The 21,645-nt window shown below is 67.7% G+C and carries 20 protein-coding genes; 9 read left to right on the top strand and 11 right to left on the bottom strand.

What is annotated here, in order from left to right; translation table 11 throughout:
• Both leuC and VHP37_01320 read right to left on the bottom strand, forming a co-directional pair.
• On the bottom strand, nucleotides 1-1,404 hold the full coding sequence (gene leuC, locus VHP37_01325; protein HEX2824960.1) for a 3-isopropylmalate dehydratase large subunit: 1,404 nt from the start codon (nucleotides 1,402-1,404) through the stop codon (nucleotides 1-3).
• Nucleotides 1,405-1,413: 9 nt separating this feature from the next.
• Nucleotides 1,414-2,583, bottom strand: coding sequence for an alpha/beta fold hydrolase (locus VHP37_01320; GenBank protein ID HEX2824959.1), 1,170 nt, complete (start codon nucleotides 2,581-2,583; stop codon nucleotides 1,414-1,416).
• Between the two features lie 134 nt (nucleotides 2,584-2,717).
• Between VHP37_01320 and VHP37_01315 the strand changes: the two genes are divergently transcribed.
• The gene (locus tag VHP37_01315) at nucleotides 2,718-3,113 is read left to right on the top strand and encodes a hypothetical protein (GenBank protein ID HEX2824958.1); all 396 of its coding nucleotides are present in this window, start codon (nucleotides 2,718-2,720) and stop codon (nucleotides 3,111-3,113) included.
• A 4-nt stretch (nucleotides 3,114-3,117) separates the two neighbouring features.
• Here the strand turns inward: VHP37_01315 and VHP37_01310 are convergent, their stop codons facing one another.
• On the bottom strand, nucleotides 3,118-3,429 hold the full coding sequence (locus VHP37_01310) for an EF-hand domain-containing protein (GenBank protein ID HEX2824957.1): 312 nt from the start codon (nucleotides 3,427-3,429) through the stop codon (nucleotides 3,118-3,120).
• 86 nt (nucleotides 3,430-3,515) lie between these two features.
• A complete protein-coding gene (locus VHP37_01305) occupies nucleotides 3,516-4,487 on the bottom strand; it encodes a tripartite tricarboxylate transporter substrate binding protein (GenBank protein ID HEX2824956.1) in 972 nt (323 codons plus the stop codon).
• A gap of 102 nt (nucleotides 4,488-4,589) precedes the next feature.
• On the opposite strand from VHP37_01305, the gene VHP37_01300 reads away from it, so the two are divergent.
• From VHP37_01300 to VHP37_01290, 3 genes are all read left to right on the top strand, one after another.
• The gene (locus VHP37_01300; protein ID HEX2824955.1) at nucleotides 4,590-5,501 is read left to right on the top strand and encodes an ABC transporter substrate-binding protein; all 912 of its coding nucleotides are present in this window, start codon (nucleotides 4,590-4,592) and stop codon (nucleotides 5,499-5,501) included.
• Between the two features lie 129 nt (nucleotides 5,502-5,630).
• Entirely contained in the window at nucleotides 5,631-5,831 is a 201-nt protein-coding gene (locus VHP37_01295) for a hypothetical protein (GenBank protein ID HEX2824954.1), read from the top strand.
• Nucleotides 5,828-6,142, top strand: a complete 315-nt coding sequence (locus VHP37_01290; protein HEX2824953.1) for a hypothetical protein — start codon at nucleotides 5,828-5,830, stop codon at nucleotides 6,140-6,142. The genes VHP37_01295 and VHP37_01290 overlap by 4 nt, the downstream gene beginning before the upstream one ends.
• Here the strand turns inward: VHP37_01290 and VHP37_01285 are convergent.
• The 7 genes from VHP37_01285 to VHP37_01255 all read right to left on the bottom strand — a co-directional run bounded on the left by VHP37_01285 (nucleotide 6,114) and on the right by VHP37_01255 (nucleotide 16,943).
• Nucleotides 6,114-7,079, bottom strand: a complete 966-nt coding sequence (locus VHP37_01285; GenBank protein HEX2824952.1) for a tripartite tricarboxylate transporter substrate binding protein — start codon at nucleotides 7,077-7,079, stop codon at nucleotides 6,114-6,116. The genes VHP37_01290 and VHP37_01285 overlap by 29 nt on opposite strands.
• A 430-nt stretch (nucleotides 7,080-7,509) precedes the next feature.
• A complete protein-coding gene (locus VHP37_01280; protein HEX2824951.1) occupies nucleotides 7,510-8,616 on the bottom strand; it encodes a response regulator in 1,107 nt (368 codons plus the stop codon).
• A gap of 19 nt (nucleotides 8,617-8,635) precedes the next feature.
• Entirely contained in the window at nucleotides 8,636-9,841 is a 1,206-nt protein-coding gene (locus VHP37_01275) for an adenylate/guanylate cyclase domain-containing protein (GenBank protein HEX2824950.1), read from the bottom strand.
• A gap of 10 nt (nucleotides 9,842-9,851) precedes the next feature.
• Nucleotides 9,852-13,880: a response regulator gene (locus tag VHP37_01270; protein ID HEX2824949.1), complete on the bottom strand. Its 4,029-nt coding sequence runs from the start codon at nucleotides 13,878-13,880 to the stop codon at nucleotides 9,852-9,854.
• Between the two features lie 134 nt (nucleotides 13,881-14,014).
• A complete protein-coding gene (locus VHP37_01265; GenBank protein ID HEX2824948.1) occupies nucleotides 14,015-14,962 on the bottom strand; it encodes a tripartite tricarboxylate transporter substrate binding protein in 948 nt (315 codons plus the stop codon).
• A gap of 194 nt (nucleotides 14,963-15,156) precedes the next feature.
• A complete protein-coding gene (locus VHP37_01260) occupies nucleotides 15,157-15,669 on the bottom strand; it encodes a 3-isopropylmalate dehydratase (GenBank protein HEX2824947.1) in 513 nt (170 codons plus the stop codon).
• Nucleotides 15,666-16,943, bottom strand: a complete 1,278-nt coding sequence (locus VHP37_01255; GenBank protein HEX2824946.1) for an aconitase/3-isopropylmalate dehydratase large subunit family protein — start codon at nucleotides 16,941-16,943, stop codon at nucleotides 15,666-15,668. The genes VHP37_01260 and VHP37_01255 overlap by 4 nt, the downstream gene beginning before the upstream one ends.
• A gap of 217 nt (nucleotides 16,944-17,160) precedes the next feature.
• Between VHP37_01255 and VHP37_01250 the strand changes: the two genes are divergently transcribed.
• From VHP37_01250 to VHP37_01230, 5 genes are all read left to right on the top strand, one after another.
• The gene (locus VHP37_01250) at nucleotides 17,161-17,577 is read left to right on the top strand and encodes a PqqD family protein (protein HEX2824945.1); all 417 of its coding nucleotides are present in this window, start codon (nucleotides 17,161-17,163) and stop codon (nucleotides 17,575-17,577) included.
• Between the two features lies 1 nt (nucleotide 17,578).
• A complete protein-coding gene (locus VHP37_01245; GenBank protein HEX2824944.1) occupies nucleotides 17,579-18,622 on the top strand; it encodes a nucleotidyltransferase family protein in 1,044 nt (347 codons plus the stop codon).
• The gene (locus VHP37_01240) at nucleotides 18,619-19,326 is read left to right on the top strand and encodes a hypothetical protein (protein ID HEX2824943.1); all 708 of its coding nucleotides are present in this window, start codon (nucleotides 18,619-18,621) and stop codon (nucleotides 19,324-19,326) included. Before VHP37_01245 ends, VHP37_01240 begins: the two co-directional genes overlap by 4 nt.
• A gap of 22 nt (nucleotides 19,327-19,348) precedes the next feature.
• The gene (locus VHP37_01235) at nucleotides 19,349-20,449 is read left to right on the top strand and encodes a peptidyl-alpha-hydroxyglycine alpha-amidating lyase family protein (protein HEX2824942.1); all 1,101 of its coding nucleotides are present in this window, start codon (nucleotides 19,349-19,351) and stop codon (nucleotides 20,447-20,449) included.
• 268 nt (nucleotides 20,450-20,717) lie between these two features.
• Nucleotides 20,718-21,611 (top strand): dienelactone hydrolase family protein, encoded by an 894-nt coding sequence (locus VHP37_01230; protein HEX2824941.1) that lies wholly within the window; start codon nucleotides 20,718-20,720, stop codon nucleotides 21,609-21,611.
• Nucleotides 21,612-21,645 lie beyond the last annotated feature (34 nt).

Below are 21,645 nucleotides of genomic sequence, written 5' to 3'. Positions count from 1 at the left end.
CTACGAAAGCAGGTTGCGGACGTCGACGAGGTGTCCGGAGATCGCGGCGGCGGCCGCCATCGCAGGGCTCACGAGATGGGTGCGCCCGTTGGTGCCCTGCCGGCCGCGGAAGTTGCGGTTGGACGTCGATGCGCAGCGCTCGCCCGGCTCGAGCTGGTCGCCGTTGATCGCGGTGCACAGCGAGCAGCCCGGATCGCGCCATTCGAATCCCGCGGCCAGGAACACGCGGTCGAGCCCTTCGCGCTCGGCCTGGGCTTGCACCGTGCGCGATCCCGGCACCACCCATGCGGGCACTTTCGCCCGTCCGAGGCGCGCCACTTCCGCCGCCGCACGCAGGTCCTCGATGCGGCCGTTGGTGCACGAGCCGATGAACACGCGGTCGATCGCGATCTCTTCCATACCGGTGCCCGGCGCGAGCCCCATGTAGTCGAGCGCCATCGCATGCTCGGCGCGGCGCTCTTCGCTGTCTGCGCTGCGCGGATCGGGGATCGCGCCGGTGATCGGCAGCGTCTGTTCGGGGTTGGTGCCCCACGTCACCATCGGCGCGATCTGCGCCGCGTCGAGCTTTGCTTCCTTGTCGAAGGCAGCGCCCGCGTCGCTCGGCAGCGTCTTCCACAGCGCGAGCGCCCGCTGCCACGCCTCACCGTGCGGTGCGTAGGGACGGCCTTCCATATACGCGAACGTCGTCTGGTCCGGCGTCATCATCCCGGCGCGCGCGCCGGCCTCGATCGACATGTTGCACACGGTCATGCGCGCTTCCATGGTCATCGCAGCGAAGGTCGAGCCGGCGTACTCGATCACATGGCCCGCGCCGCCGCCGATCCCGATCCTGCCGATGATGGCGAGGATCACGTCTTTGGCGGCGACGCCGCGCGCGAGCGCGCCGTCGACGGTGACGCGCAGGGTCTTGGGCTTGCGCTGCCAGATCATCTGCGTGGCCATCACGTGCATCATCTCGGAGGCGCCGATGCCGAACGCGAGCGCGCCGAACGCGCCGTGGGTCGAGGTGTGCGAGTCGGCGCCGCAGATGAGCAGTCCCGGCTGGGTGATGCCCTGCTCGGGCGGCACGATGTGCAGGATGCCTTGCCGGGGGTCGTCGATGCCGAAGAGCGTAACAAAGTGCTTCGCAGTCTCGGCGTGCAGCTTCTTCACCATGTTGCGGATCTCGGGGACCGCGATGCCTTCGACCCCCTTGTCGCGGCCGGTGGTCGGCACGTAGTGATCGGTGAATGCGAACACCTGGTGTGGCCTCGCCACCCTGCGTCCCTGCTCGGTGAGCTTGTCGAAGGCGTGCGACGAGCCTTCGTGGATCAGCGCGCGGTCCACGTACAGCAGCACCTCACCGTCCTCGTCGGCGACGACGTGGCGGTTCCAGATCTTCTCGAACATCGTCAAAGCGGTCATGCATTGCTCCTATTTCAGGCGGCTCTCGATCCAGTCCCACATGTAGGCGGCGCCGATGCTCACGTTGTCGATCTGGCAGTGGTGATAGCCGCCTTCCTCGCGCGTGAAGACTTTCAGCGTCTTGTCTTTCGAGCCGACGTTGTCGATGACCTTGTTCGCGAGCGGCAGAGGGATCTGCTCGTCGCCTTCGCCGTGCAGCAGCAGGAACGGGCACGCGATCTTCTGCACCACGCCGTCGAGGCGGAAGCCTTCGAGCTTCTTCATCGCCTCCTCGCGCGTCTTCACGTTGAAGATCCACAGGAGGTGTTCCGAAGCGACCGAGAGCGACGGCGTGCGGCCGCTGTCGAGCGCGTCGAAGCGGCGCTTCCACGTGTCGTAGTAATCCCATTGCGCGCCCCAGGCGACGCAGCATGCGAAGCGCGGCTCGAACGCCGCGGCGCGCGGCGCGTAATAGCCGCCGAGGCTGATCGCCATGACGCCGATGCGTTTCGGATCGATCTCCCGGCGCCCCGCGAGATAGTCGTAAGCGGCGGTCGCGTAGCGCTCGGTCTCGTGATGGAGATAGAGATCGCGAAAGCGCGGGCTCTCGCCGTTGCCCGGACCGTCGACGATCAGGCACGCGATGCCGCGCGCGACGAGGTCGGGCACGCCCTTGAAGTACTGGATCTCCTTGGTGATATCGAAGCCGTCGAAGAACACCATCGCCGGCGCCTTCTCACCGCCGTGCTCCGCGTGCACCAGGATCGCCGGCAGCGACTTGCCTTCGTACGGCACTTCGACGTGCTCGATGCGCGGCCGCTTCATCAGCTTGGCCGCATCGCGAAAACAATCGACGCCGCGCTTGTAGTCGGCGAGCCCCTCGGTCTTCGGGATCAGGAAACGCTCGCCCACGTGATAGTAGTTCGCGGCGCGCAGGAGATAGCTCGCGGCGCTCGCGTGCTTGCCTTCGGCGAGCAGCCGCCGGCCTTCGCCTTCGACCTTCTGCGCCTCACGCGACCATTCGCGGAACCACGCCTTGTCGTCGCCGAGGTGCGGCTTCAGGCGCAGCCCGATGCGGTTGACCTCGCCGATCTCCGCCCCGCCCCACGGCGCGGCGTTGAGGCCGATCAGCAGGCCGTGAGACCAGCGGTAGTTCTCGGGGAAATACGTGAATGAAAGCTCCTCCTGCCGTTCGCTCATCGTTCCGCTCGCGTCGGTTGTTAAATGGGGTCAGTTAATGGGGTCAGGTCCACATTTTCCCTGAAAATGTGGACCTGACCCCACCCGGGCACGGAGGTTGCCGCCCCAGGTCATCCCTTCGGAGCGAGCTCGTCATGAAGAAGCCGTCAACCACACGCGCCGGAATCCCCGGCCACGTCATCGCCCTGTCCGCACTGGCGGCGCTCGCCGCGGTGTTCGCCTATTCGCTGTACGAGCGTGGCGACCCGTCCCGGACATTCAAACCCGAGACGCCGCGGTTCAGCGACCTCTCGCGCGTCGACGCCGAGTCGTGGAGGCTGTCGCAGCAGAGGGTGCTCGGCACCGGCCGGTTCAGCGTCGACGCGTCGCTCCCAGCAGCCGACTTCACCGCCGAGCGTCCGGTCACGCGAACGGTGACGCACGTGGGAATCGCGCCACGGCGCGCCGAGACGCCGCGCTGGACCCCGCGCGCGGCGTCGAACGCATATACCGGGCCGACCCTGGCGAGCCTGCCGCCGCCGGGCGACTGAGCGGCTACTGCGCCGCCGCAGTCACGGTCGTCACGCCGATCGTGAGCTCCAGGAATCGGCGCAGCTCCTCGGTGGTGACCGCGTTGTCGCCATTGATGTCCATGTCGTTGAACGAGGGAAGGAAGTTGAGATCCCCCGACGCTTCCGCTCGCGTCACGCGGCCGTCACGGTCGCGGTCCAGCTCCTGGAACAGATTCACGAAGCGCGTCGCGACGCGCTTCTGATAGTCCGCCTTGTCGTCCGCGGACGCGCCGGTCGCGTGAGACGCGAGCGCGATGACGCACGTCGCGAAGAGCAGTCTGATCGATGGTGCCATGTGCCTCTCCTGGCAATGAGGATGCCGGTGCGTATTGGACCACGTGTCGGCGGCAAAGTGGCGTCGCTCCGGCGCATGGCGCGCATCTACTTCACGATGCCGATCGCCTTCAGGAACTCGATCTGCTCGGCGCGCTGCACGACGAGCTGCTTCGCGAAATCGGCGCTGTTCAGATACGCGTCCTCGAACATGTTGCGGTCGGCGTAGTCCTTGTATTCCTTGCTGTCGTACACGCGCTTCAACGCCGCTTCCATCGTCGCCGCGGCCTCTTTGGGCACGCCGGGCGGCATGCCGAAGCCGCGCCCGGTCGCGACCACGGTCTTGTAGCCGAGCTCCTTCAGCGTCGGGACGTCCGGCACCTGCTTGAAGCGCCGCTCGCCCGTCACCGCGAGGATGCGCATCTTCTTCGCCTCGACGAGCGGCAGCATCTCGCTCATGTTCTCGGTCGTCACCTCGACGTGGCCGCCGAGCGTCGCCAGCACCGCGTCGCCGCCGCCCTTGAAGGTCACGTATCTGAATTTCGCTCCGGTGTCGCGCTCGATGTAATACAGCGCCGCGCGGCCGCTGCCGGTGGGTCCGGTGATGCCCGCCGTGACGGTCCCGTCCTTCGCGGCGGCGACGAGCTCCTTGTAGGTCTTGAACTTCGATTCGGTCCGCACCGCGACGACCTGCGGGTCCTGCGCGAATCGGACGATGGGCGTCAGCGAATCGAGCGCGAGCCCGGTATCGGGCAGCGCGGACTGGGTCAGGATCACGGTGACCGACATCGCGATGACGACGTGGGGGTCGCCTTTCTTGCTCTTGACGTACTGGTACGCGATCACGCCGTTGCCGCCGACGCGGTTGGAGTGGATGAACGGCACGTTCAGGATCTTTTCCTTCTCCATCATGCCGCTGACGGTGCGGTTGAAGAGATCGGTTCCCGATCCGGCCGACGAGTGCGAGATCCACTCGATGGTCCTGGATGGATAGGGCTGGGCGTGTGCAAGGCCCGGAAGGGCCGCGGCAAGACAGGCGAATACGAGGGAACGGACGACACCGCGCGACTGCGTGCTCATGAGTCTCCTCCTTATTGGATGGTACAGACTTCGACGGCAACGCTGCTCGGGCTAGCTTAACGCAAGTCCTGCAGGCATGCTTCGGGCACTGGAGGGATGGTCATGGAAGCGTTGCGCGTCTACGGAAACCTGTCACTGCTCGAAATGGCGCCGGTGCTGCTCGCGGCGGCGGAGATCTATCCGGGCAGGACCGTGCTGGAGCACGGCAGCGTGATGTCCTTATGGGGCGAGTCGAGCGATCTCGCGAGCCTGGGCTCTGCGGGCAACTCGCACCTCGCGACGAACTCGGAGACGCAGGCGCTGCGCGCGTCGGCGCGGCACCCGGACATGCGCTTCATCTTCACGCTGGCCGAATGTCCCTATCGCATCGTCGCGCGGCGCTCGGCGGGTATCGCTACACTGGCCGACCTTCGCGGCAAGCGCATCGGCACGCAGCGCGAATCGTCCGCGGAGTTCTTCCTCGAACGCATGCTGGGCACTGTCGGCCTCGCCATCGGCGATGTGCATCTCGTGCATTTCATGGCGCACACCACGAACCCCATCTCGCGACTGCCCGAGGCTTTGCAGGCCGGCGAGATCGACGCGGTCGCGCTGTGGGAGCCGCAGGTGCAGCGCGCGAAGCACCTCATCGCGGCAGACGCGGTGGAGCTCTACGATCCCGCCCTCTACACCGAGAAATTCAGCGTCTGCACCAAACGCGGGCACCTCGAAGATCCGGCGATCCGCAGCGAGATCGTCGCGTTCGTGCGTGCGCTGCAGACGGCGACGCAGCGGCTGAAGAGCGATCCCGAGCGCGCTCAGAAGCTCGTCGCGCAGACGGCTGGGCTCGACATCGAAGTGGTCCGCAACGCCTGGCACTGCTTCGATTACCCCGGCAAGCTCGCACCCGACCTGCTCGGCGTCTTCCAGCGACAGGAACCGTGGCTCGCGCGGGTGCAGCATCGCACGGCGCGCAGCCGCGACGAGCTGGCGACGCTGATCGACGACAGCATCGTCCGCGAAGCGGCTGCATAGCCTGTAAGAACAAAAGGTTGTCGCAGGTCCATGCGCCGGAGGAACCCTCCGGGCACGGTGCATGCTGCGAGCATGTCAGGTAAATCGGTTCAGGGACACCCGGAAACCTCTGAGAACAGGAGATTTGGGATGTCTCGATGCTTCGAATGCGTCGGCCTGCTCAAGGCGCCGACCCACATCGATCCTCACGACGATCTCGTCGAGGACATGCTGCCTGCACCCCGATTGCACATCAAAGCGTTTACCTGCCGGATGTGCGGCGCGCACTGGCGGCGCGATATGTCGCAGCCGATGGGCTATTGGCGCGTGGAACAGGTCGCGCACATGTGATGGCGAAGCTCAGTCATCCGTTCTCCGCCATCGGCATCCTGAGCGATTTCGCCGATCCCCGTTCGCCTGCCGACGGCAACGCGACGTTCTCGCTCCAGTTCGGGAACCTTTCGATCCCGTGCGGCATGCAAGCCGCCGCCGGAACCCCGCCGCAGAACGGCCAGCGCATGCACGTGATCGGCGCGTGGGTGATTACCGAGGACAGGTCGCTCAGCGTCGAGGTGCATGCGATGTATCCGGCGACCGAGTTGCGCGCCGAGGCGCGGCGTGTCGTGGGCCGGGTCACTCCACTTTCAGCTTCAGCGCCCTGACGAGCTTTCCCCAGCGCCGCATCTCGGACTCGATCACGCGCCCGAACTCCTCGGGCGTGCCGAGCGCGATCTCGACACCGACGTTGCGCATCGCCTCCTGCGCGCCGTCCTTCTTCATCGTCCTGTGGATCTCGGCGTTGAGCCGGCCGACGATCGCGCGCGGCGTGCGTGCGGGCACCAACGCACCGAGCACCGCGTCGGCGTGATAGCCCGGCACGCCCGCTTCGGCGATCGTCGGCAGGTCCGGATCGAGCTGCGACCGCTTCTCGCTCGCGATCCCCAGCGCGCGCAGCCGACCGCTCTGTATGTGCGGCTTCACCGTGAGCGCGTTGCCGAACACCGCCTGGCTCTCGCCCGCCAGCGTCGCCAGCAGCGCGGGACCCGCGCCTTTATAAGGAATCTCGCGGATCTTCACGTCCGCCATCTGCTTGAAGAGCTCGGCGGCGAGCTGCGCCGAGCTGCCGCTGCCGCCGGAGCCGTAGGAGATCTGATCGGGCTTGGCTTTCGCGAGCGCGATCAGGTCCTTCACGGTCTTCACCGGCAGCGAAGGATGGACGACCAGCACGTACGGCGACAGCGCGACCATCGACACCGGCGCGAAATCGCGCAGGGTGTCGTACGGCAGCCTGGGATAGAGGCTCGGATTCACCGAGTGCGGGCTCGACACGAAGAGCAGCGTGTAGCCGTCCGGGGCCGAGCGCGCCACGATCTCGGTGCCGACGATGCCGTTCGCGCCGGCACGATTGTCGACGACCACCTGCCGGCCCATCGATTCGGTCATGCCGGCCGCGACGTAGCGCGCGATCACGTCGGTGCCGCCGCCGGGCGCGAAAGGCACCACCATCCGTATCGGCCGGGCCGGGTAATTCTGAGCGAACGCAGCGCCGGTTGCGGCGAGCGCGATCGCCAGCGCCACCAGGATCTGGCCCCGGTTCAAAGCAGATGAAGGACAAGGACGCAAAGGAAAATCCAAAGGGCGCAAAGGAAAGCGAATGACTCGAAAGCCAAAAACCCAGGGGCGCGACGGTGAAGGGGATGGACGCCAAGCGGCTCGAACCCCTCCCGTGGGAGGATATCACTCGGGCCCTGCCCGACTGAGGTCCCGGGTGGGATCCGGGACGAGAAGAATTGATCTGACGATCGCCGCCGCGTCGAAACGGAAACCGTCGGATCAAGCCGTGACTACGAATGAAGCGGGTCACCAACAACGTCCCGCCCACGACCGCTATTCGAGCCGCCTGGCGACCGTGCCTCTCACCTTGGTCTGGATGTTCGCCTTGCGCTTTTTGATCGATCGGCTTTTCTTGGCGTCCTTTGTTTTCCCTTCGCGCCCTTGTCCTTCCCTGCTTTGATTTCGGGCTGCCCCATCACACCTCGCGAGCCGCGAGCTCCGCTTCGGTCTCGGCATACCTCGCCGCGATCGCGCGGAACTCGCTCGCGCCGCGCCTGAACGCGTCGACGACGTCGGGATCGAAATGGGTGCCGCCCGCCGCGGCGATGATGCCCGCCGCGTCCTCGTGGGACGTGGGCTCGCCGTGCGCGCGGCCGCGGGTGAGCGCGTCGTAGACGTCGGCCAGCGCGACGAGCCGCGCCGGAATGGGGATGTCGTCGCCGCGCAGGCCCTGCGGATAGCCGCTGCCGTCCCACTTCTCGTGGTGCGAGTACGCGATGTCGCGCGCCACCCTTAAAAATCCCGCGTCGGCGCCCATCCGACGCTGGACGCGGTCGATGACGTCGCGGCCGATCGTCGGATGCGCCTTCATCGCGTCGAGCGCGGCGCCGTCGGCGTCGTCGATGCCGTACAGGAAGCGGTCGGAGACGCCGACCTTGCCGATGTCGTGCACCGGCACCGATTCGACGAGTAGATCGATGTGGTCGGCGACGAACGCAGCGTAGCGCGGATGATCGTGCAGCGCGTCCGCCAGCGCGCGCACGTAGGCCTGCATGCGCAGGATGTGCTTCGGCGACTCGTCGTCGCGCATCGCGGCCAGCGCCGCGAACGCCTCGATCGCCGTGCTCTGCGCGCCGCTCAGCCGGTAGGTGAGAAAGCGCTTTTCGTCCTGGAGATAGTCGCGCGCCTCCTTGAGCAGCAGGTGCGTGCGCACCCGCGCGAGCACGATGCCGGGGCTGATCGGCTTGGTGATGTAGTCGACCGCGCCGAGGTCGAGCCCGACCTGCTCGTCCTCGTCGGTGTCCCGCGCGGTGACGAAGATCACCGGGATGCCGGCCGTCTCGGGCGCGGCGGTCAGACGCCGCAGCACTTCGTAACCGTCCATCTCCGGCATCTCGATGTCGAGCAGCACCAGGTCCGGCGGATCGTCCGAAAAACAGATCTGAAGAGCACGCGCGCCGGAAGGGGCGACCCGCACCTTGTAGTGCGGCCGCAGCACGCCGCTGATCACGTTGAGATTCTCCGGCACGTCGTCGACCGCGAGTATGTCGCGTTTGCCTGCAAAATCCAGCGCTTCGCTCATGCGGCTCTCCGTTCGGTCGTCACTGCAGGCGCTGCAGGCGCTCGAGCGCCTCGCGCAGGTCCGACATCGCCGTCGTCCGATCCTGCCCGTTGAGACGGTCGACGTCGAGGTACAGCTTCATGCCCATGCCGTGACGGCGCAGGATACGGCTCTGGGATACCAGCTTGCCCGCCGCGTCGACCACCGCGAACGCCCGGATCTCGCGGGCGATCCCTTTCGCGCGCACGGGCGGCCGCTCCTCGGCCTCGATCTCTTCCTGCACCAGCGCGTAGGTCTCGTACGACATGAGGATACCGCTCGGGTCCGCGGCCTGCTCGAGACGCGCGGCGAGGTTCACCTCGGGACCGATGATGGTGTAGTTCAGGCGGAAATCGCTGCCGAAGTTGCCGACGTTGCAGAACCCGGTGTTGATGCCGATGCGCTGGTGGAACGGCTTGTCGTAGCCTTTCTGGCGCCACTGCTCCTGGAGGTCGGCGAGCCTGCGCTGCATCGCCATCGCCATGCGCACGCACTGCAGCGCGTCCTCCTCCACGCCGCGCGACTCGGGGTCGCCGAAGAAGATCATGATCGCGTCGCCGATGTACTTGTCGATCGTGCCGCCGTACTCGAGCGCGATCTTCGACATCTCGGTGAAATACTGGTTGAGCAGGAACGTGAGGTCTTCGGGCGCCATGTCCTCCGTGGTGTCGGTGAAGTTCATGATGTCCGAGAAGAAGATCGTCAGCTTCCTGCGGCGGGTGCTCACCGCGGCCTGCTGCCGGCCCTCGAAGATCGACCGGTAGACCTGCGGCGCGAGATAGCGCGAGAGCTTGTCGGCGAGCCCGCGCAGCGTCTTGGTGCGCTCGGCGAGCGCGAGGTGATTGCGCACGCGCGCGAGCACGATCGGCGGGCTGATCGGCTTGGCGATGTAGTCGACGGCGCCCATCTCGAGCCCGCGCTCTTCGTCGCCGGAGCTCGTCATCGCGGTGAGGAAGATCACCGGGATCTCGCTCGTGCGCGCCTCCGCGCGCAGCCGCCGCAGCACCTCGTAGCCGTCCATCTCCGGCATCATGATGTCGAGCAGGATGAGGTCCGGCGGCGTCTCGCCCAGGGCGATCTGCAGCGCGCGCTCGCCCGAAGGCGCGACCTTCACGTTGTATTCCGGCCTGAGCAGGCCGGACAGCAGTGTGATGTTCTCGGGCGTGTCGTCGACGACGAGCACGCTGCGCTGGTTCACGGTGTCCATCGGTCGCTCGTCACGGCTGTTCCTGCGGTTGCTGAATGCGCGATCTCACGCGCCGGACGGCGGCGAGCGCGGGCACGAAGAGATAGGCGGCGACGCTCTTCTCGATCTCCGCCGCGTCGTCGCCGCACGCGGCGCGCAGCAGCGCCGCATGATCGGTGAAAACGTCCACCGCCTGCGCGTCGTCGCTTGCGAGCAGGGTTTCGATGCGCTCCAGCAGGCGCCCCGCCTCGGCCCAGTCGACGTCGGCCGGCGCGGCGGCCGGGGCCGCGCCGAGCTTCTCGCTCAGCGCCGCCGTGAGCCGCGCGAGCTCGGCCTCCATCGACGCGAGCGGCGGCGCGAGGTCCGCGGCGGGCGCGCCGGCGCGCAGCGCGTCCTCGACGGCCCCCGCATGCGCCTGCAAAGGGCCGGCGCCGATCGTTCCGGCGATGCCCTTCAGCGTGTGCGCCGCGCGTTGCGCGACTTCGCGCTCGCCGCGCTCGAGCGCGGCGCGGATCGCGGCCACGGTGGCCGCATGGTTCGCCACGAAGCCGCGCAGCAGCCGTTCGTACGCCGAGTGCTTGTTGAGCGTGCGCCGCAGGCCGGCACGCGCGTCCAGGCCCACGATCGAGATCTCGAATTCAGCGACGGCCGGCGCGGCCGGCGGGCCGACTGCAGGCTCCGCTCCGCGCGCGCGAGCCGGTATCCATTTCAACAGCGCATCGAAAAGCTGCTGCGGGTCGATCGGCTTGCCGACGTGATCGTTCATGCCGGCGTCGCGGCACTGCTGGAGGTCGTCGGCCATGACGTTGGCGGTCATCGCGACGATCGGCAGCGTGGCGCAGCCCGGCAGCTTGCGGATCTCGCGCGTGGCGGCGAGGCCGTCCATCACCGGCATCTGCACGTCCATGAGCACGAGGTCGTACGCCTGCGCGCGCAGCTTGTCGAGCGCCGCCTGGCCGTCGCCTGCGACGTCGATGACGAAGCCGCCCTCCTCCAGCAGCCCGCACGCGACCTGCTGGTTGAGCTCGTTGTCCTCGACGAGCAGGATGCGCGCGCCAGCGATCGAAGCGAGCGACGCCGTCGTCGTCTGCGGCGAGGCGGTCTCCACGCGTTGCGACTGCCCTTCCTCACCGAGCGCCCGCATCGCGGCTTCGAACAGCAGTGACGCGCTCACCGGCTTGAGCAGCACTTCCAGGCCCGCGTCGCGCGCGTCCTTGAAGACCTCCTCGCGTCCGTGCGCGGTGACCAGCATGACCTGCGGCGGGCGCTCGAGCCCGAGCGCGTCCAGCGCGCGGGCGGTCTCGATGCCGTTCATTCCCGGCATCTGCCAGTCGACGAACGCGATCTCGATGGGCCGGTGCGCCGCGGCTGCGTCGCGCACCGCATCCACCGCCTCGCGCCCCGAGGCCGCCGCCTGCACTCTGAAGGTCATCGATTCGAGCAGGTCGGCAAGCACCAGGCGCGCGGTCGCGTTGTCGTCGACGACGAGCACGCGCCGGCCGCGCAGGTCGGGTCTCGGCAGCAGCGGCTTCGGCGCGGCCGTGCCCTTGCCGAGCCGCGCGGTGAACCAGAACGTGCTGCCCTTGCCGGGCTCGCTCTCGACGCCGACCTCGCCGCCCATCAGCTCCGCGAGACGCTTCGAGATCGCGAGCCCCAGTCCCGTGCCGCCGTAGCGCCGGGTCGTGGACGCGTCAGCCTGCTCGAACGAACGAAAGAGCTTCGCGCGCTGCTCGGACGTGAGCCCGACGCCGGTGTCGCGCACCGCGAAGTACAGCGTCACCTCGTCGGCGGCCTCTTCGCGGCACCGCACGACGATACCGATCTCGCCGTGCTCGGTGAACTTCACCGCGTTGTTCGCGTAGTTGATCAGGACCTGGCCGATGCGCAGCGGATCGCCGACGAGCACGTGCGGGACCGCGGGCTCGACGTCGAACAAAAGCTCCAGGCCTTTCGCCTGCGCCTTGTCGGCGATCAGGTTCGCGACGTTCTGCAGCACCTTCTCGAGCTCGAAGGCGGTGCGCTCGACGTCGAGCTTGCCCGCCTCGACCTTCGAGAAATCGAGGATGTCGTTGATGATGCCGAGCAGGTGCTCGCCCGCCTGCCGGATCTTGCCCACGTAATCGCGCTGGCGCGGGTCGAGATCGGTCTTGAGCGCGAGGTGCGACATGCCGATGATCGCGTTCATCGGCGTGCGGATCTCGTGGCTCATGTTGGCGAGGAACATCGACTTGGCCTCGGCCGCTTCTTCGGCCTGCTTGCGCGCGGAGCGCAGCGCCTCCTGCACCGCGTGCTCGGCGGTGACGTCCTCGTAGATCACGAGCAAACCCTTGCCGGGGTCGGCGGGGTCGAAGGCGACCGCGCTCGCACGGATGTGCCGCCGCTCGCCGTCCCTGCACAGGATCGTGCGCTCCGACACGACCGTTTCGCCTTGCGCGAGCCGCGGCTCGATTTCGGCGAGATACTCTTCGTACGCATCGCCGCTCGCGAACGCGACCGCGCCGTATTCGCCGGTGAGCGTGCCCGGCGCGTAGCCGAAGAGGCGCTCGGCCGCGGGGCTGGCGGTGGCGAAGCGGCGCGCCTCCACGACGCAGATGCCGACGGGCGAGGTGTCGAAGATCGCCTTCTGGCGCGCGAGCGCGTCGGCGAGCCCGGCTTCCGCACGCTTGCGCTCGGTGATGTCGTTGGCGATCGTGACGGTCGCCTTGAACGCGCCGTCGAGGTCGCGCAGCGCGCTCACCGTCACGTCGGCCCAGCGCTCGCTGCCGTCTTTCGTCGTGTAGCGGCGCTCCAGGGTGTACTTCGGGATCTCGCCGCTCGTGAGCTTCGCGAGCAGGCGCTGCGTTTCCTCGTGCCCCGCCGGATCGGAATTCGAGTAGGCGCCGAGGCTGCCGATGTCGTCGCGCGTGTAGCCGAGGAAATCGAGGTACGCGTCGTTGACGTCGATGATCCGCCGCTCCTTGTCGCGGTTGACGATGCCCACGCCGCTGTTCTCGAAGATCGCGCGGAAATACGCTTCGCGCTCGGCAAGCTTCTCCCGGCTCTGGCGGAGGATGCGCCGCGAGCGCAGCGAATATGCCGTCAGCAGCGTCAGCACGAGCGTCGTGGCGAGGCCCGCGGCGAAAGCCCATTCCGGATAGCTGCTGCGCAACGTCGTGAGCAGCGCGGGCTGCGGCGCCACGGTCAGCGTCCACGCGCGGCCCCCGATATCGAGGCCGCGCGCCACGTGCGTTGCCCCCGACGAAGCGCGTCGGATGAGCGGCTCGTTCGCACCGTCGGTGACGTCGCTGATCGCGATGTCCACCTGCGCGGCAGCCGCGGCCTTGCGCGCCTGCGCGAACAGCGCGTCGAGGGGCAGAAAGGCGACGACGTGCCCTCTCACCTGGTCCTCGCGCCGCACGTTCTCGTTCAGCTCGCGGTGCACGAAGATCGCGTAGCCCAGCGCGATCGCATCGGGATTGCGGACTGCCGCGCCGCCCGGATCCATGCGGATGCTGGCAAAAGGCGCGGACGCCTGCGGCCGCATCGTCGTCACCGAGCGGTCGATGACGTCGCGCTGCACCGGGATGAAGCCGGTATCGAGACCGAACGGCGTGCCCTCGGCGGGGACGGCATACTGGATCGGCGAATAGTACGGCCGTCGCGCCGCGGGATGCAGCGTGCCGTCGGCGCCCGGCTCGACGATGCGAAACCCCGGAAGCTGCGCCGCCATCTCCGCTTCGAAGCGGTCACGGTCGGCGTCGGTGACGCGCGGGTGCCATTCGAGCTGCTTCATCTCGGGCGCTTCGCGCAGCCCCTCGATGGCGATGTTGATGAACTCGACGTCGGGCCGGCCGACGTTCGTATAGAACAGCCAGCTCGATGCGCGCACGATCTCCGAGATCACGCTGATGCGGCTCTCGATCGATTTCTCGAGCTTGTCCGCCGTCGCGGACAGGGCGGTGGCGATCTGGGCGTCGCGCTCGCGATCGAGCAGCGTCCAGGCGAACGCGCTCAAGCAGACGCCGGCGGCGAGGACGCCGGCGATCGGCAGGTGCTCTGACAAGCGTCGCAGCAGCGGCACGGGCGGCACTTCCCGGGTTGCCAGCCGCCGACGCTAGCACGCGAGCCTAGCCGGACCTATGCGACCAAGGTCCCATCTAAAACGGGGTCAGGTCCACATTTCTCCCGGAAATGTGGACCTGACCCCGATTACGATTACTTTGCGCTGATTCCTGCCGCCTTGACCACCTTCGCCCACTTCGCGACTTCGGCACGCATGAATGCCGCAAAGTCTTCGGGCGACTTGCTCGACACCGGTTCCGCGCCGTCGTCGATGATGCGCTTCCTGACCTGCGCGTCCTGGAGCGCGGTCTGCGAGACCTGGTGCAGCTTTGCCGCCACAGGCCTCGGCGTATTCGCGGCGGACAGCAAGCCGAACCACTGGCTCGCTTCGTAACCTTTCAGTCCCGCCTCGGCCAACGTCGGAATCTCCGGGGCGCCGGTCGCCCGCTTCGCCGACGTGATCCCCAGCGCGCGCAATCTTCCGTTCTTTACGTGCGGCAGCACCGACAGGATGCTGCCCATCATGACGGTCACCTCGCCCGACAAGGTATCGACGAGTCCCGCGTTGCCGCTCTTGTAAGGCACGTAGGTGATCTTTACGCCCGCGGTGCTCAGCAGCAGCTCCATCGAGAGGTGGCCGTTGCCGCCCGGCGCGCCGGCGGCGTAGTTGAGCTTGCCGGGCTGCGCTTTGGCCAGCGCGAGCAGGTCTTTCAGGTTACGCACCGGCAGTGACGGATGCGTCACCAGCACCTGCGCCGACTCCACGACCTTGTTGATCGCGGTGAAATCCCTGATCGGATCGACGCTCAATTTGCTGCGCATCGACGGCAGGATGGTCATCGTGCTGTTGCCGATGAGCAGCGTGTAGCCGTCGGGCGCCGCGCGCGCGACCGCTTCCATGCCGATCAGCGTGCTCGCGCCGGGACGGTTCTCGACGACGATCTGCTGGCCGAGCAGCTCGCTCATCCTCGGAGCGAGGATGCGCGCCGAGGTGTCGGTGCCGCCGCCCGGCGACGACGGCACGATGAGCCGGATCGGCTTGACCGGATAAGCGTCCTGTCCAAACGCTGTGCCGGCGGACAGCAGCAGTACGCCGATCATTGCCGCCGAGCGCCTCGGGATTGCGTAGCCTGCCCTGAGCCTAGTCGAAGGGTCGCTTTGCTCTTCGCAATGACGGTGTTGGTTGTCATCGCGAGGCGGCTCCGACAGGAACGCCGTGGCTGCCTTCGGCAGCCACACGGCCGACATACGACCGATGGGAAACTGGCGTTTCCCATCGTAGGCGCGGCGCGCGTTCATGCCGCCCCCGACGCGCGCTCGCGCTCGAGTCGCTTCTTCAGGTACTGCTTTTCCCCGCCCGCTTCGATGATGCCGCGATAGATCTCGGGAAGCTGCCGGCCTTGCAGCGTCTTGCCGGTCCGCACGTTGCGCACGACGAGCGTATCGGTATCGATCTCCATGGTGTCGCCCGCCTCCACCAGATCGAGGATGCCCGGACACACCACCGGCCACAGCGCGCCGCCGACGCAGTTGGAGAAGAAGAGCGGCCCGAACGATTCGGCGATCACGGCGGAGATGCCGAGCGCGATGATCGAGAAATGCGCGGGCGTCGACGAGCCGCAGCCGAAGTTGGTGCCCGCGACGATGAAGTCACCGCGCTGCGCTCTGGACGCGAACTCGGGGTCGAGCGATTCGAGGCAGTGCCTGCCCTGCTCCTCCGGCGGCAGGTGGTTGTACATCTGCTTGCGGATGAGACCGGTGTTGATGTCGGCCTGCGGGAACTTCCAGACTTTGCCGGTCAGCTTCAAAGCAAAGCCTCCTTCAGATACGAGAGCGGGCTTGCGATGACGCCTTCGATCGCCGACGCCGCCACGGTCGCCGGCGACGCGAGATAGATCTCGCCGCCCGGCCCCATGCGCCCTTCGAAGTTGCGCGTGATCGAGGTGATCGCGACGTCGCCCGGCGCGAGCAGTCCGCCGTGCAGTCCGGGGCACGCGCCGCAGTTGGCGCTGGTCACGATCGCGTTCGCTTCGTGCAGCGTCTGGACGTAACCCGCCGCGGTCGCGGCCTTGAGCACTTCGCGCGAGCCCGGCGTCACCACCAGCCGCACGTCCGGATGCACCTTGCGGCCTTTCAGCACCGCAGCCGCCGCGGCCATGTCTTCGAGCCGTCCGCTCGCGCACGAACCGATGTACGCCTGGTCGATGCGCCGGCCGGCGATCTCGCTCACCGGGTGCACGTCGTCGGGCGCATGAGGCACGGCGATCTGCGGCTCTATGCCCGAGACGTCGACTTCGTGCACGCGGTCGTACTCGAAGCCCGGGTCGGTCTCGTACACGGTATACGGCGCGGCGCCGTGCGCATTCACCCAATCCAGCGTCTTCGCATCGGGCTGGAGGTACGACGTAACCGCGCCCATCTCGGTGCCCATGTTGGCGAAGGTGAAGCGCATGTCCATGGAAAGCGCGTCGATGAACGATCCCGCGAACTCCACCGCGTTGCCGTACGCGCCGCGCTGGCCGAGCTTGCCGTTCACGTAGAGCGACGCATCGCGTCCCGACACGCCGGGCTCGAGATGGCCGCTCACGCGCACCAGAGTCACTTTCGGCGCCTGCATCACGTAGCGCCCGATCGCGTAGAGCGTGAGCCGCCCGCCGCCGAGCGAGCTCGCGTACATGCCGATCGCGCCCATCGTCGGCGCGTGCGAGTCGATGACGACCGCGAGCATGCCGGGCCGGATCAGTCCCTCTTCCGGCAGCAGAAGGTGAGACACGCCCGCGCCGCCGTCGAAGATGCGCACGCCGTGCTTCTGGAAGAACTCGCGCCAGAGCTTCTGCCCCTGCGCGATGGCAACGGTCGGCGCGGGAGACGCGTGGTCGGAGACGGCATAGATGCGCTCCCTCAGAGGAAGCTCGGTGATCCCCAGCTCGTCGAGATCGGCCTGGAGGCGTTTGGCTTCGGTGCCGTTGATCGCGAGGATGACGCCGAAGGCGTCGGGCTCGACCTCGACGAAGTCGCCCGGCGCGACATGATCGCGCTTCGGGCGCGATCGGTTCGCCAGGATTTTGTGCAGGGCGTGCATGGGACCCACGAATCCTCCTCGGCTCGTACTTGTATTTGTCCCGATATTAACCGGGCGCCGGCGCGCCGGATGCGCCGCGGGACAAGTGCCGTAAATCGAAGGCCGTGCGCTGGACACGGCTGCGCATGGCATGCTACTTACAGCATGCCTGACAACGCCGCTCCGCTCAGGCGTGTTTCCGTAACGCACCCATAGACTCCGACTGCGAGAAATAAAAATGGATGCACGAAACAACAAACCGCGTGCACGCAACGACGACCGCATCATTCGCCGCGAGGTCGACAGCGAGCTCATCGTCTACGATTCCACCGCGGACAAGGCGCACTGCCTGAACGACACCGCCGCGCGCGTGTGGCGCGTGTGCGACGGCCGCAATACCGTGACCGAGATCGCCGCCGCGCTCGCGACGGACCTGAAGACCGACGTGCGCGAGCACACCGTATGGCAGGCCCTGATGCAGCTCGAAAAAGCCGAGCTGCTCGAGGAGCCCGTCGTTCCGCCGGAGCTGGTGCAGCAGCTCGCGCGCCGCGAAGCGGTGCGCACGCTGGCGTTCGCCTCGGTCGTCGCGGTGCCGCTGGTCGCGTCGATCGTCGCACCGACGCCGGCCCAGGCCGCCTCGCCGCCTCCGCCCTAACATGCCGGAAGGCGTCGCCGGCGCGGGGATCGCGTCCCTGCTCGCCGGCGCGTGGCGCCACAAGCCGCCTCCCGCACCGCACTTCACCGCTACGCGTCTCGACGCGCTCGTCGCGCATCTGCGGCGTTCGGGCTCGGCCGCGCTCGCGTGGCCGAGCCTGCGCGGCAGTGCGCTCGAGGGGTGCCCGGCGGCGCGCGTCGCACATTCGGAGCTCGTCTACCAGACGCTGCGCGGTGCTGCGTATGAGCAGCGCATCGCGCAGCTCTTCACGCTGTTGAGGGAGGCGTCGATCGACGCGCTCCTCCTCAAAGGCCGCGCCTCGGCGGCTTACTATGCGCATTCAGGTTTGCGGCCGTACGGCGACATCGACCTGCTGGTGCGGCCCGAGGACTACGCCCGCGCCAGGATGTGCCTGCGTGCCGCCGCCGCGGGCACCATCGACGTCGACCTGCACGACCGCACGCTGGACCTGCCGGGGCGCTCGTTCGACGACCTGCATCGCCGCTCGCGCGTGCTCACGCTCGAAGGCGTCGACGTCGCCGTGCTCGGCCCCGAAGACCATCTCGCGCTGGTCGCGACGCACTTCCTGCGGCATCCCACCTTGCGTCCCGTCTGGTTGTGCGACGTCGCGGCCGCGCTGGAAGCGATCGACGAGCGTTTCGACTGGACCGTGTGCGCCGGGACCGACACGCTGCACGCGCAATGGATCGCGGTCGCCTGCGCGCTCGCGCGCGCGCTGCTCGGCGCGCACTCGCCCTGCCTGCCGGAAGCGCTGCGGCGTCCCGCGCCGCCGTGGCTGGTGCGCCGGACGCTCTCCGAATGGGGCGTCGATCTCACCGAGCCGTTGAAGCCGTTCTCGGACGTGCTCCTCCTGCCGCGGCAATTCGTGCATGGCGTGCGCCGCCGCTGGCCGCTCGCGTACGACGCGGCGAGCGTTTACGGCAATCCGCCGGACGCCTTCCACGCGCCCTACCAGTGCGCGCTGATGCTCACGCGCGCCGTGCGGTTCTGCGGCCGCTACGCGCGCGCCCGCCTGCGCGCGTGAGCGGCGGGATAACGCTCGAAGCCTTCGGCGTTCGCGTCGCCATCCGCGCGGACAGCGCCGATGCGCTCGAGCGCGTGCGCCGCAGGTTTCCGTACGCGGTTACTGCGCGCGCCGAAGGTCCGGTTACGGCGACTTTTGCGTTGGGCGGCGAAGAAGAGATCGACCGCCTCGAGGCCGCGGTGCGGCTCACGATCGCCGAGCACGCGCCGGAGCGGGTGTTCGTGCACGCCGGCGTGGTCGCATGGAACGAGCGCGCGATCGTCGTCCCCGGCCCGAGCTTCTCCGGCAAGTCGACGCTGGTGGCGGCGCTGGTGCGCGCGGGCGCGACGTACTACTCGGACGAATACGCGGTGTGCCTCGACAGCGGCGCGATCGAGCCTTTCGTGAAACCGCTCGAGCTGCGCCGCGAAGGCGAGCACGCGCAGTATGCGGTCGACGTGCCGATGCCGGCTCACGGTGCAATGACCGCGGGGCTCGTCATCGTCACGCGTTACGTCGCGGGCGCGGCATGGCAGCCGCGCGCCATCTCGCGCGGCGCCGGCGTGCTGAGGCTGCTCGAGAACGCGGTCGCCGCGCGCAGCGCGTCCGAGCGCGCGCTGCGCGCGCTGGGCGCCGTGGTGAGCTCCGCGATCGTGCTCGAAGGCGATCGCGGCGACGCGGACGAGACGGCGGCGGCGATGCTGGCGCGCGCCGGTGCATACTAGCCATGATCTGAGGGGACACGTCATGACAAGCGGATTCAGAGTCGTCAGCGCGCTCACTGCCGCCATACTGCTGTGCGGCGCGGATGCCGGCTCGCAGTCGGCCGCGCCGGCGACGAACGATCTGCCGAATCCATACAAGACCACCGCGCCGTGGGGCAAGCTGCCCGACGGCCGCACGTGGGGCGCGCTCAACGCGGTGGCGATCGACCGCGACGGCGAATCGCTGTGGGTCGCCGACCGCTGCGGCGCGAATCCCAACGCGCCGCCCGGCGAGTCGCCGTTCCAGTACGACAGTTGCGCGGGCTCGAAGCTGCCGCCGGTGCTCAGGTTCGACGCGGCGGGCAATCTCCGGACAAGCTTCGGCAGCGAGATGTTCGTCTTCCCGCACAAGATCCATGTCGATGGAGAAGGCAACGTGTGGGTCGTCGACGGGCGCGGCATCAACGCGCGCGAGCGCAAGGAGCACCCGCAGGACGGCGGCAAAGGGCACGCGGTGATGAAGTTCAGCCCCGAGGGGAAGCTGCTGATGACCATCGGCATGCCGGGCGTCGCGGGCGATCCGCCGGACGCGCTCACCGAGCCCAACAGCGTCGTCGTCGCGCCCAACGGCGACATCTACGTCACGGAGGGCCATGGCGGCGCGGCCAACCCGCCGGCGGTGTCGCGCATCTCGAAGTTCACGAAGGACGGCCAGTTCGTGCGCTCGTTCGGCAAGCTCGGCGCCGGGCCGGGCGAGTTCAGGACGCCGCACGACATTGCGATCGACGCGCAAGGCCGGCTCTTCGTCGCCGACCGCGGCAACAACCGCATCCAGATCCTCGACCGGGACGGCCGCTTCATCGCCGAGTGGAAGCAGTTCGGCCGGCCGAGCGGTATCGCCATCCGCGGCGATACGATCTACGTCGCCGACTCCGAATCGAACGGCACCGTCCCGCACGGCGACTGGAAGCGCGGCATCCGCATCGGCAGCGTCAAGAATGGAAACGTGCTCTACCGCATCCCCGATCCGCTGGAGCTCAAAGGCACCAGCGCGGCCGAAGGCGTCGCGGTCGACGCCAAAGGCAACGTCTACGGCGGCGAAGTCGGGCCGCGGCAGCTGGTGAAGCACGTAAAAAACAATTGAACCGCCAAGGACGCAAAGGACGCAAAGGAAAGCAAAAGAGTCATTGCGAGGAGCGGTAGCGACGAAGCAATCCCGTGACGGACGGAGCGCCGTGCGCCACGAGATCGCCACGGCGCCCGGCGGCGCCTCGCGATGACGTATTCGATTTTCCTTTGCGTCCTTGGCGTCCTTTGCGGCTAAAAATCGCTTTTGACGTTTCCGCAGGAATATCCGTCCGGCATTCCTGTTATCGTTCGTGTCCGCCAATCAAACGACCCAAGGGGGCTCGATGGAACGCAAAAAGGCCAGCGATTTTCACCCGGAAGTGATGAAGCTCTTCCAGGGCTACGTGCACGGCAGCGTGTCCCGCCGCCAGTTCCTGGACGGCGCATCGAAGTTCGCGGTCGGCGGCTTCACCGCCGCGGCGATGTTCGAAGCGCTCAAGCCCAACTTCGCGTGGGCGAACCAGGTGCCGAAGGACGACGCGCGCATACGCACCGAGACGGTGAGCTACACGAGCTCGCAGGGGTCGGGCAAGATCAGCGGCTACCTCGTGAAACCCGCCAAAGGCGCGGCAAAGCTGCCGGCCATCGTCGTCATCCACGAGAACCGCGGTCTCAATCCCTACATCGAGGACGTCGCGCGCCGCCTCGGCGTGCTCGGGTATCTCGCTTTCGCGCCCGATTCGCTGTCACCGTTCGGCGGCTATCCCGGCGACGAAGACAAGGCGCGCGAGATGTTCGCCAAGCAGGACCGCGCGAAGATGATCGAGGACCTGCTCAACGCGGTGCCGTACGTGAAGGCGCGCAACGACACGACCGGCAAGATCGGCGCGGTGGGCTTCTGCTTCGGCGGCGGCGTGGTGAACCAGATGGCGGTGCGCTTTCCCGACCTCGCGGCAAGCGCGCCCTATTACGGCGCGCAGCCGAAACCCGACGACGTCGCGAAGATCAAGGCGCCGATCATGGCGCATTACGCGAGCGAGGATCCCGGCATCAACAAGGGCATCCCGGCGTTCGACGAAGCGTTGAAGGCGAACAAGGTGCGCCACGAGCTGCACACCTATCCCAACACCCAGCACGGCTTCCACAACGACACCACGCCGCGCTACGACGAAGCGGCTGCGAAGCTGTCGTGGCAGCGGACGGTGGATTTCTTCAACAAGAACGTCAAAGCGACGTGACGGCGGGTCACGTCGTCCCGGACGAGTCCGCGCG

It is taken from the genome of Burkholderiales bacterium (genome assembly GCA_036262035.1).
Classification (GTDB): domain Bacteria; phylum Pseudomonadota; class Gammaproteobacteria; order Burkholderiales; family SG8-41; genus JAQGMV01.
This window is presented reverse-complemented; position numbering and strand designations above follow the sequence as displayed.

Bases quoted from the DNA above. Each gene is read 5' to 3' on its own strand.
- leuC (HEX2824960.1), bottom strand. From the start codon at position 1,404: ATGACCGCTTTGACGATGTTCGAGAAGATCTGGAACCGCCACGTCGTC.
- VHP37_01320 (HEX2824959.1), bottom strand. From the start codon at position 2,583: ATGAGCGAACGGCAGGAGGAGCTTTCATTCACGTATTTCCCCGAGAAC.
- VHP37_01315 (HEX2824958.1), top strand. From the start codon at position 2,718: ATGAAGAAGCCGTCAACCACACGCGCCGGAATCCCCGGCCACGTCATC.
- VHP37_01310 (HEX2824957.1), bottom strand. From the start codon at position 3,429: ATGGCACCATCGATCAGACTGCTCTTCGCGACGTGCGTCATCGCGCTC.
- VHP37_01305 (HEX2824956.1), bottom strand. From the start codon at position 4,487: ATGAGCACGCAGTCGCGCGGTGTCGTCCGTTCCCTCGTATTCGCCTGT.
- VHP37_01300 (HEX2824955.1), top strand. From the start codon at position 4,590: ATGGAAGCGTTGCGCGTCTACGGAAACCTGTCACTGCTCGAAATGGCG.
- VHP37_01295 (HEX2824954.1), top strand. From the start codon at position 5,631: ATGTCTCGATGCTTCGAATGCGTCGGCCTGCTCAAGGCGCCGACCCAC.
- VHP37_01280 (HEX2824951.1), bottom strand. From the start codon at position 8,616: ATGAGCGAAGCGCTGGATTTTGCAGGCAAACGCGACATACTCGCGGTC.
- VHP37_01275 (HEX2824950.1), bottom strand. From the start codon at position 9,841: ATGGACACCGTGAACCAGCGCAGCGTGCTCGTCGTCGACGACACGCCC.
- VHP37_01265 (HEX2824948.1), bottom strand. From the start codon at position 14,962: ATGATCGGCGTACTGCTGCTGTCCGCCGGCACAGCGTTTGGACAGGAC.
- VHP37_01255 (HEX2824946.1), bottom strand. From the start codon at position 16,943: ATGCACGCCCTGCACAAAATCCTGGCGAACCGATCGCGCCCGAAGCGC.
- VHP37_01250 (HEX2824945.1), top strand. From the start codon at position 17,161: ATGGATGCACGAAACAACAAACCGCGTGCACGCAACGACGACCGCATC.
- VHP37_01245 (HEX2824944.1), top strand. From the start codon at position 17,579: ATGCCGGAAGGCGTCGCCGGCGCGGGGATCGCGTCCCTGCTCGCCGGC.
- VHP37_01235 (HEX2824942.1), top strand. From the start codon at position 19,349: ATGACAAGCGGATTCAGAGTCGTCAGCGCGCTCACTGCCGCCATACTG.
- VHP37_01230 (HEX2824941.1), top strand. From the start codon at position 20,718: ATGGAACGCAAAAAGGCCAGCGATTTTCACCCGGAAGTGATGAAGCTC.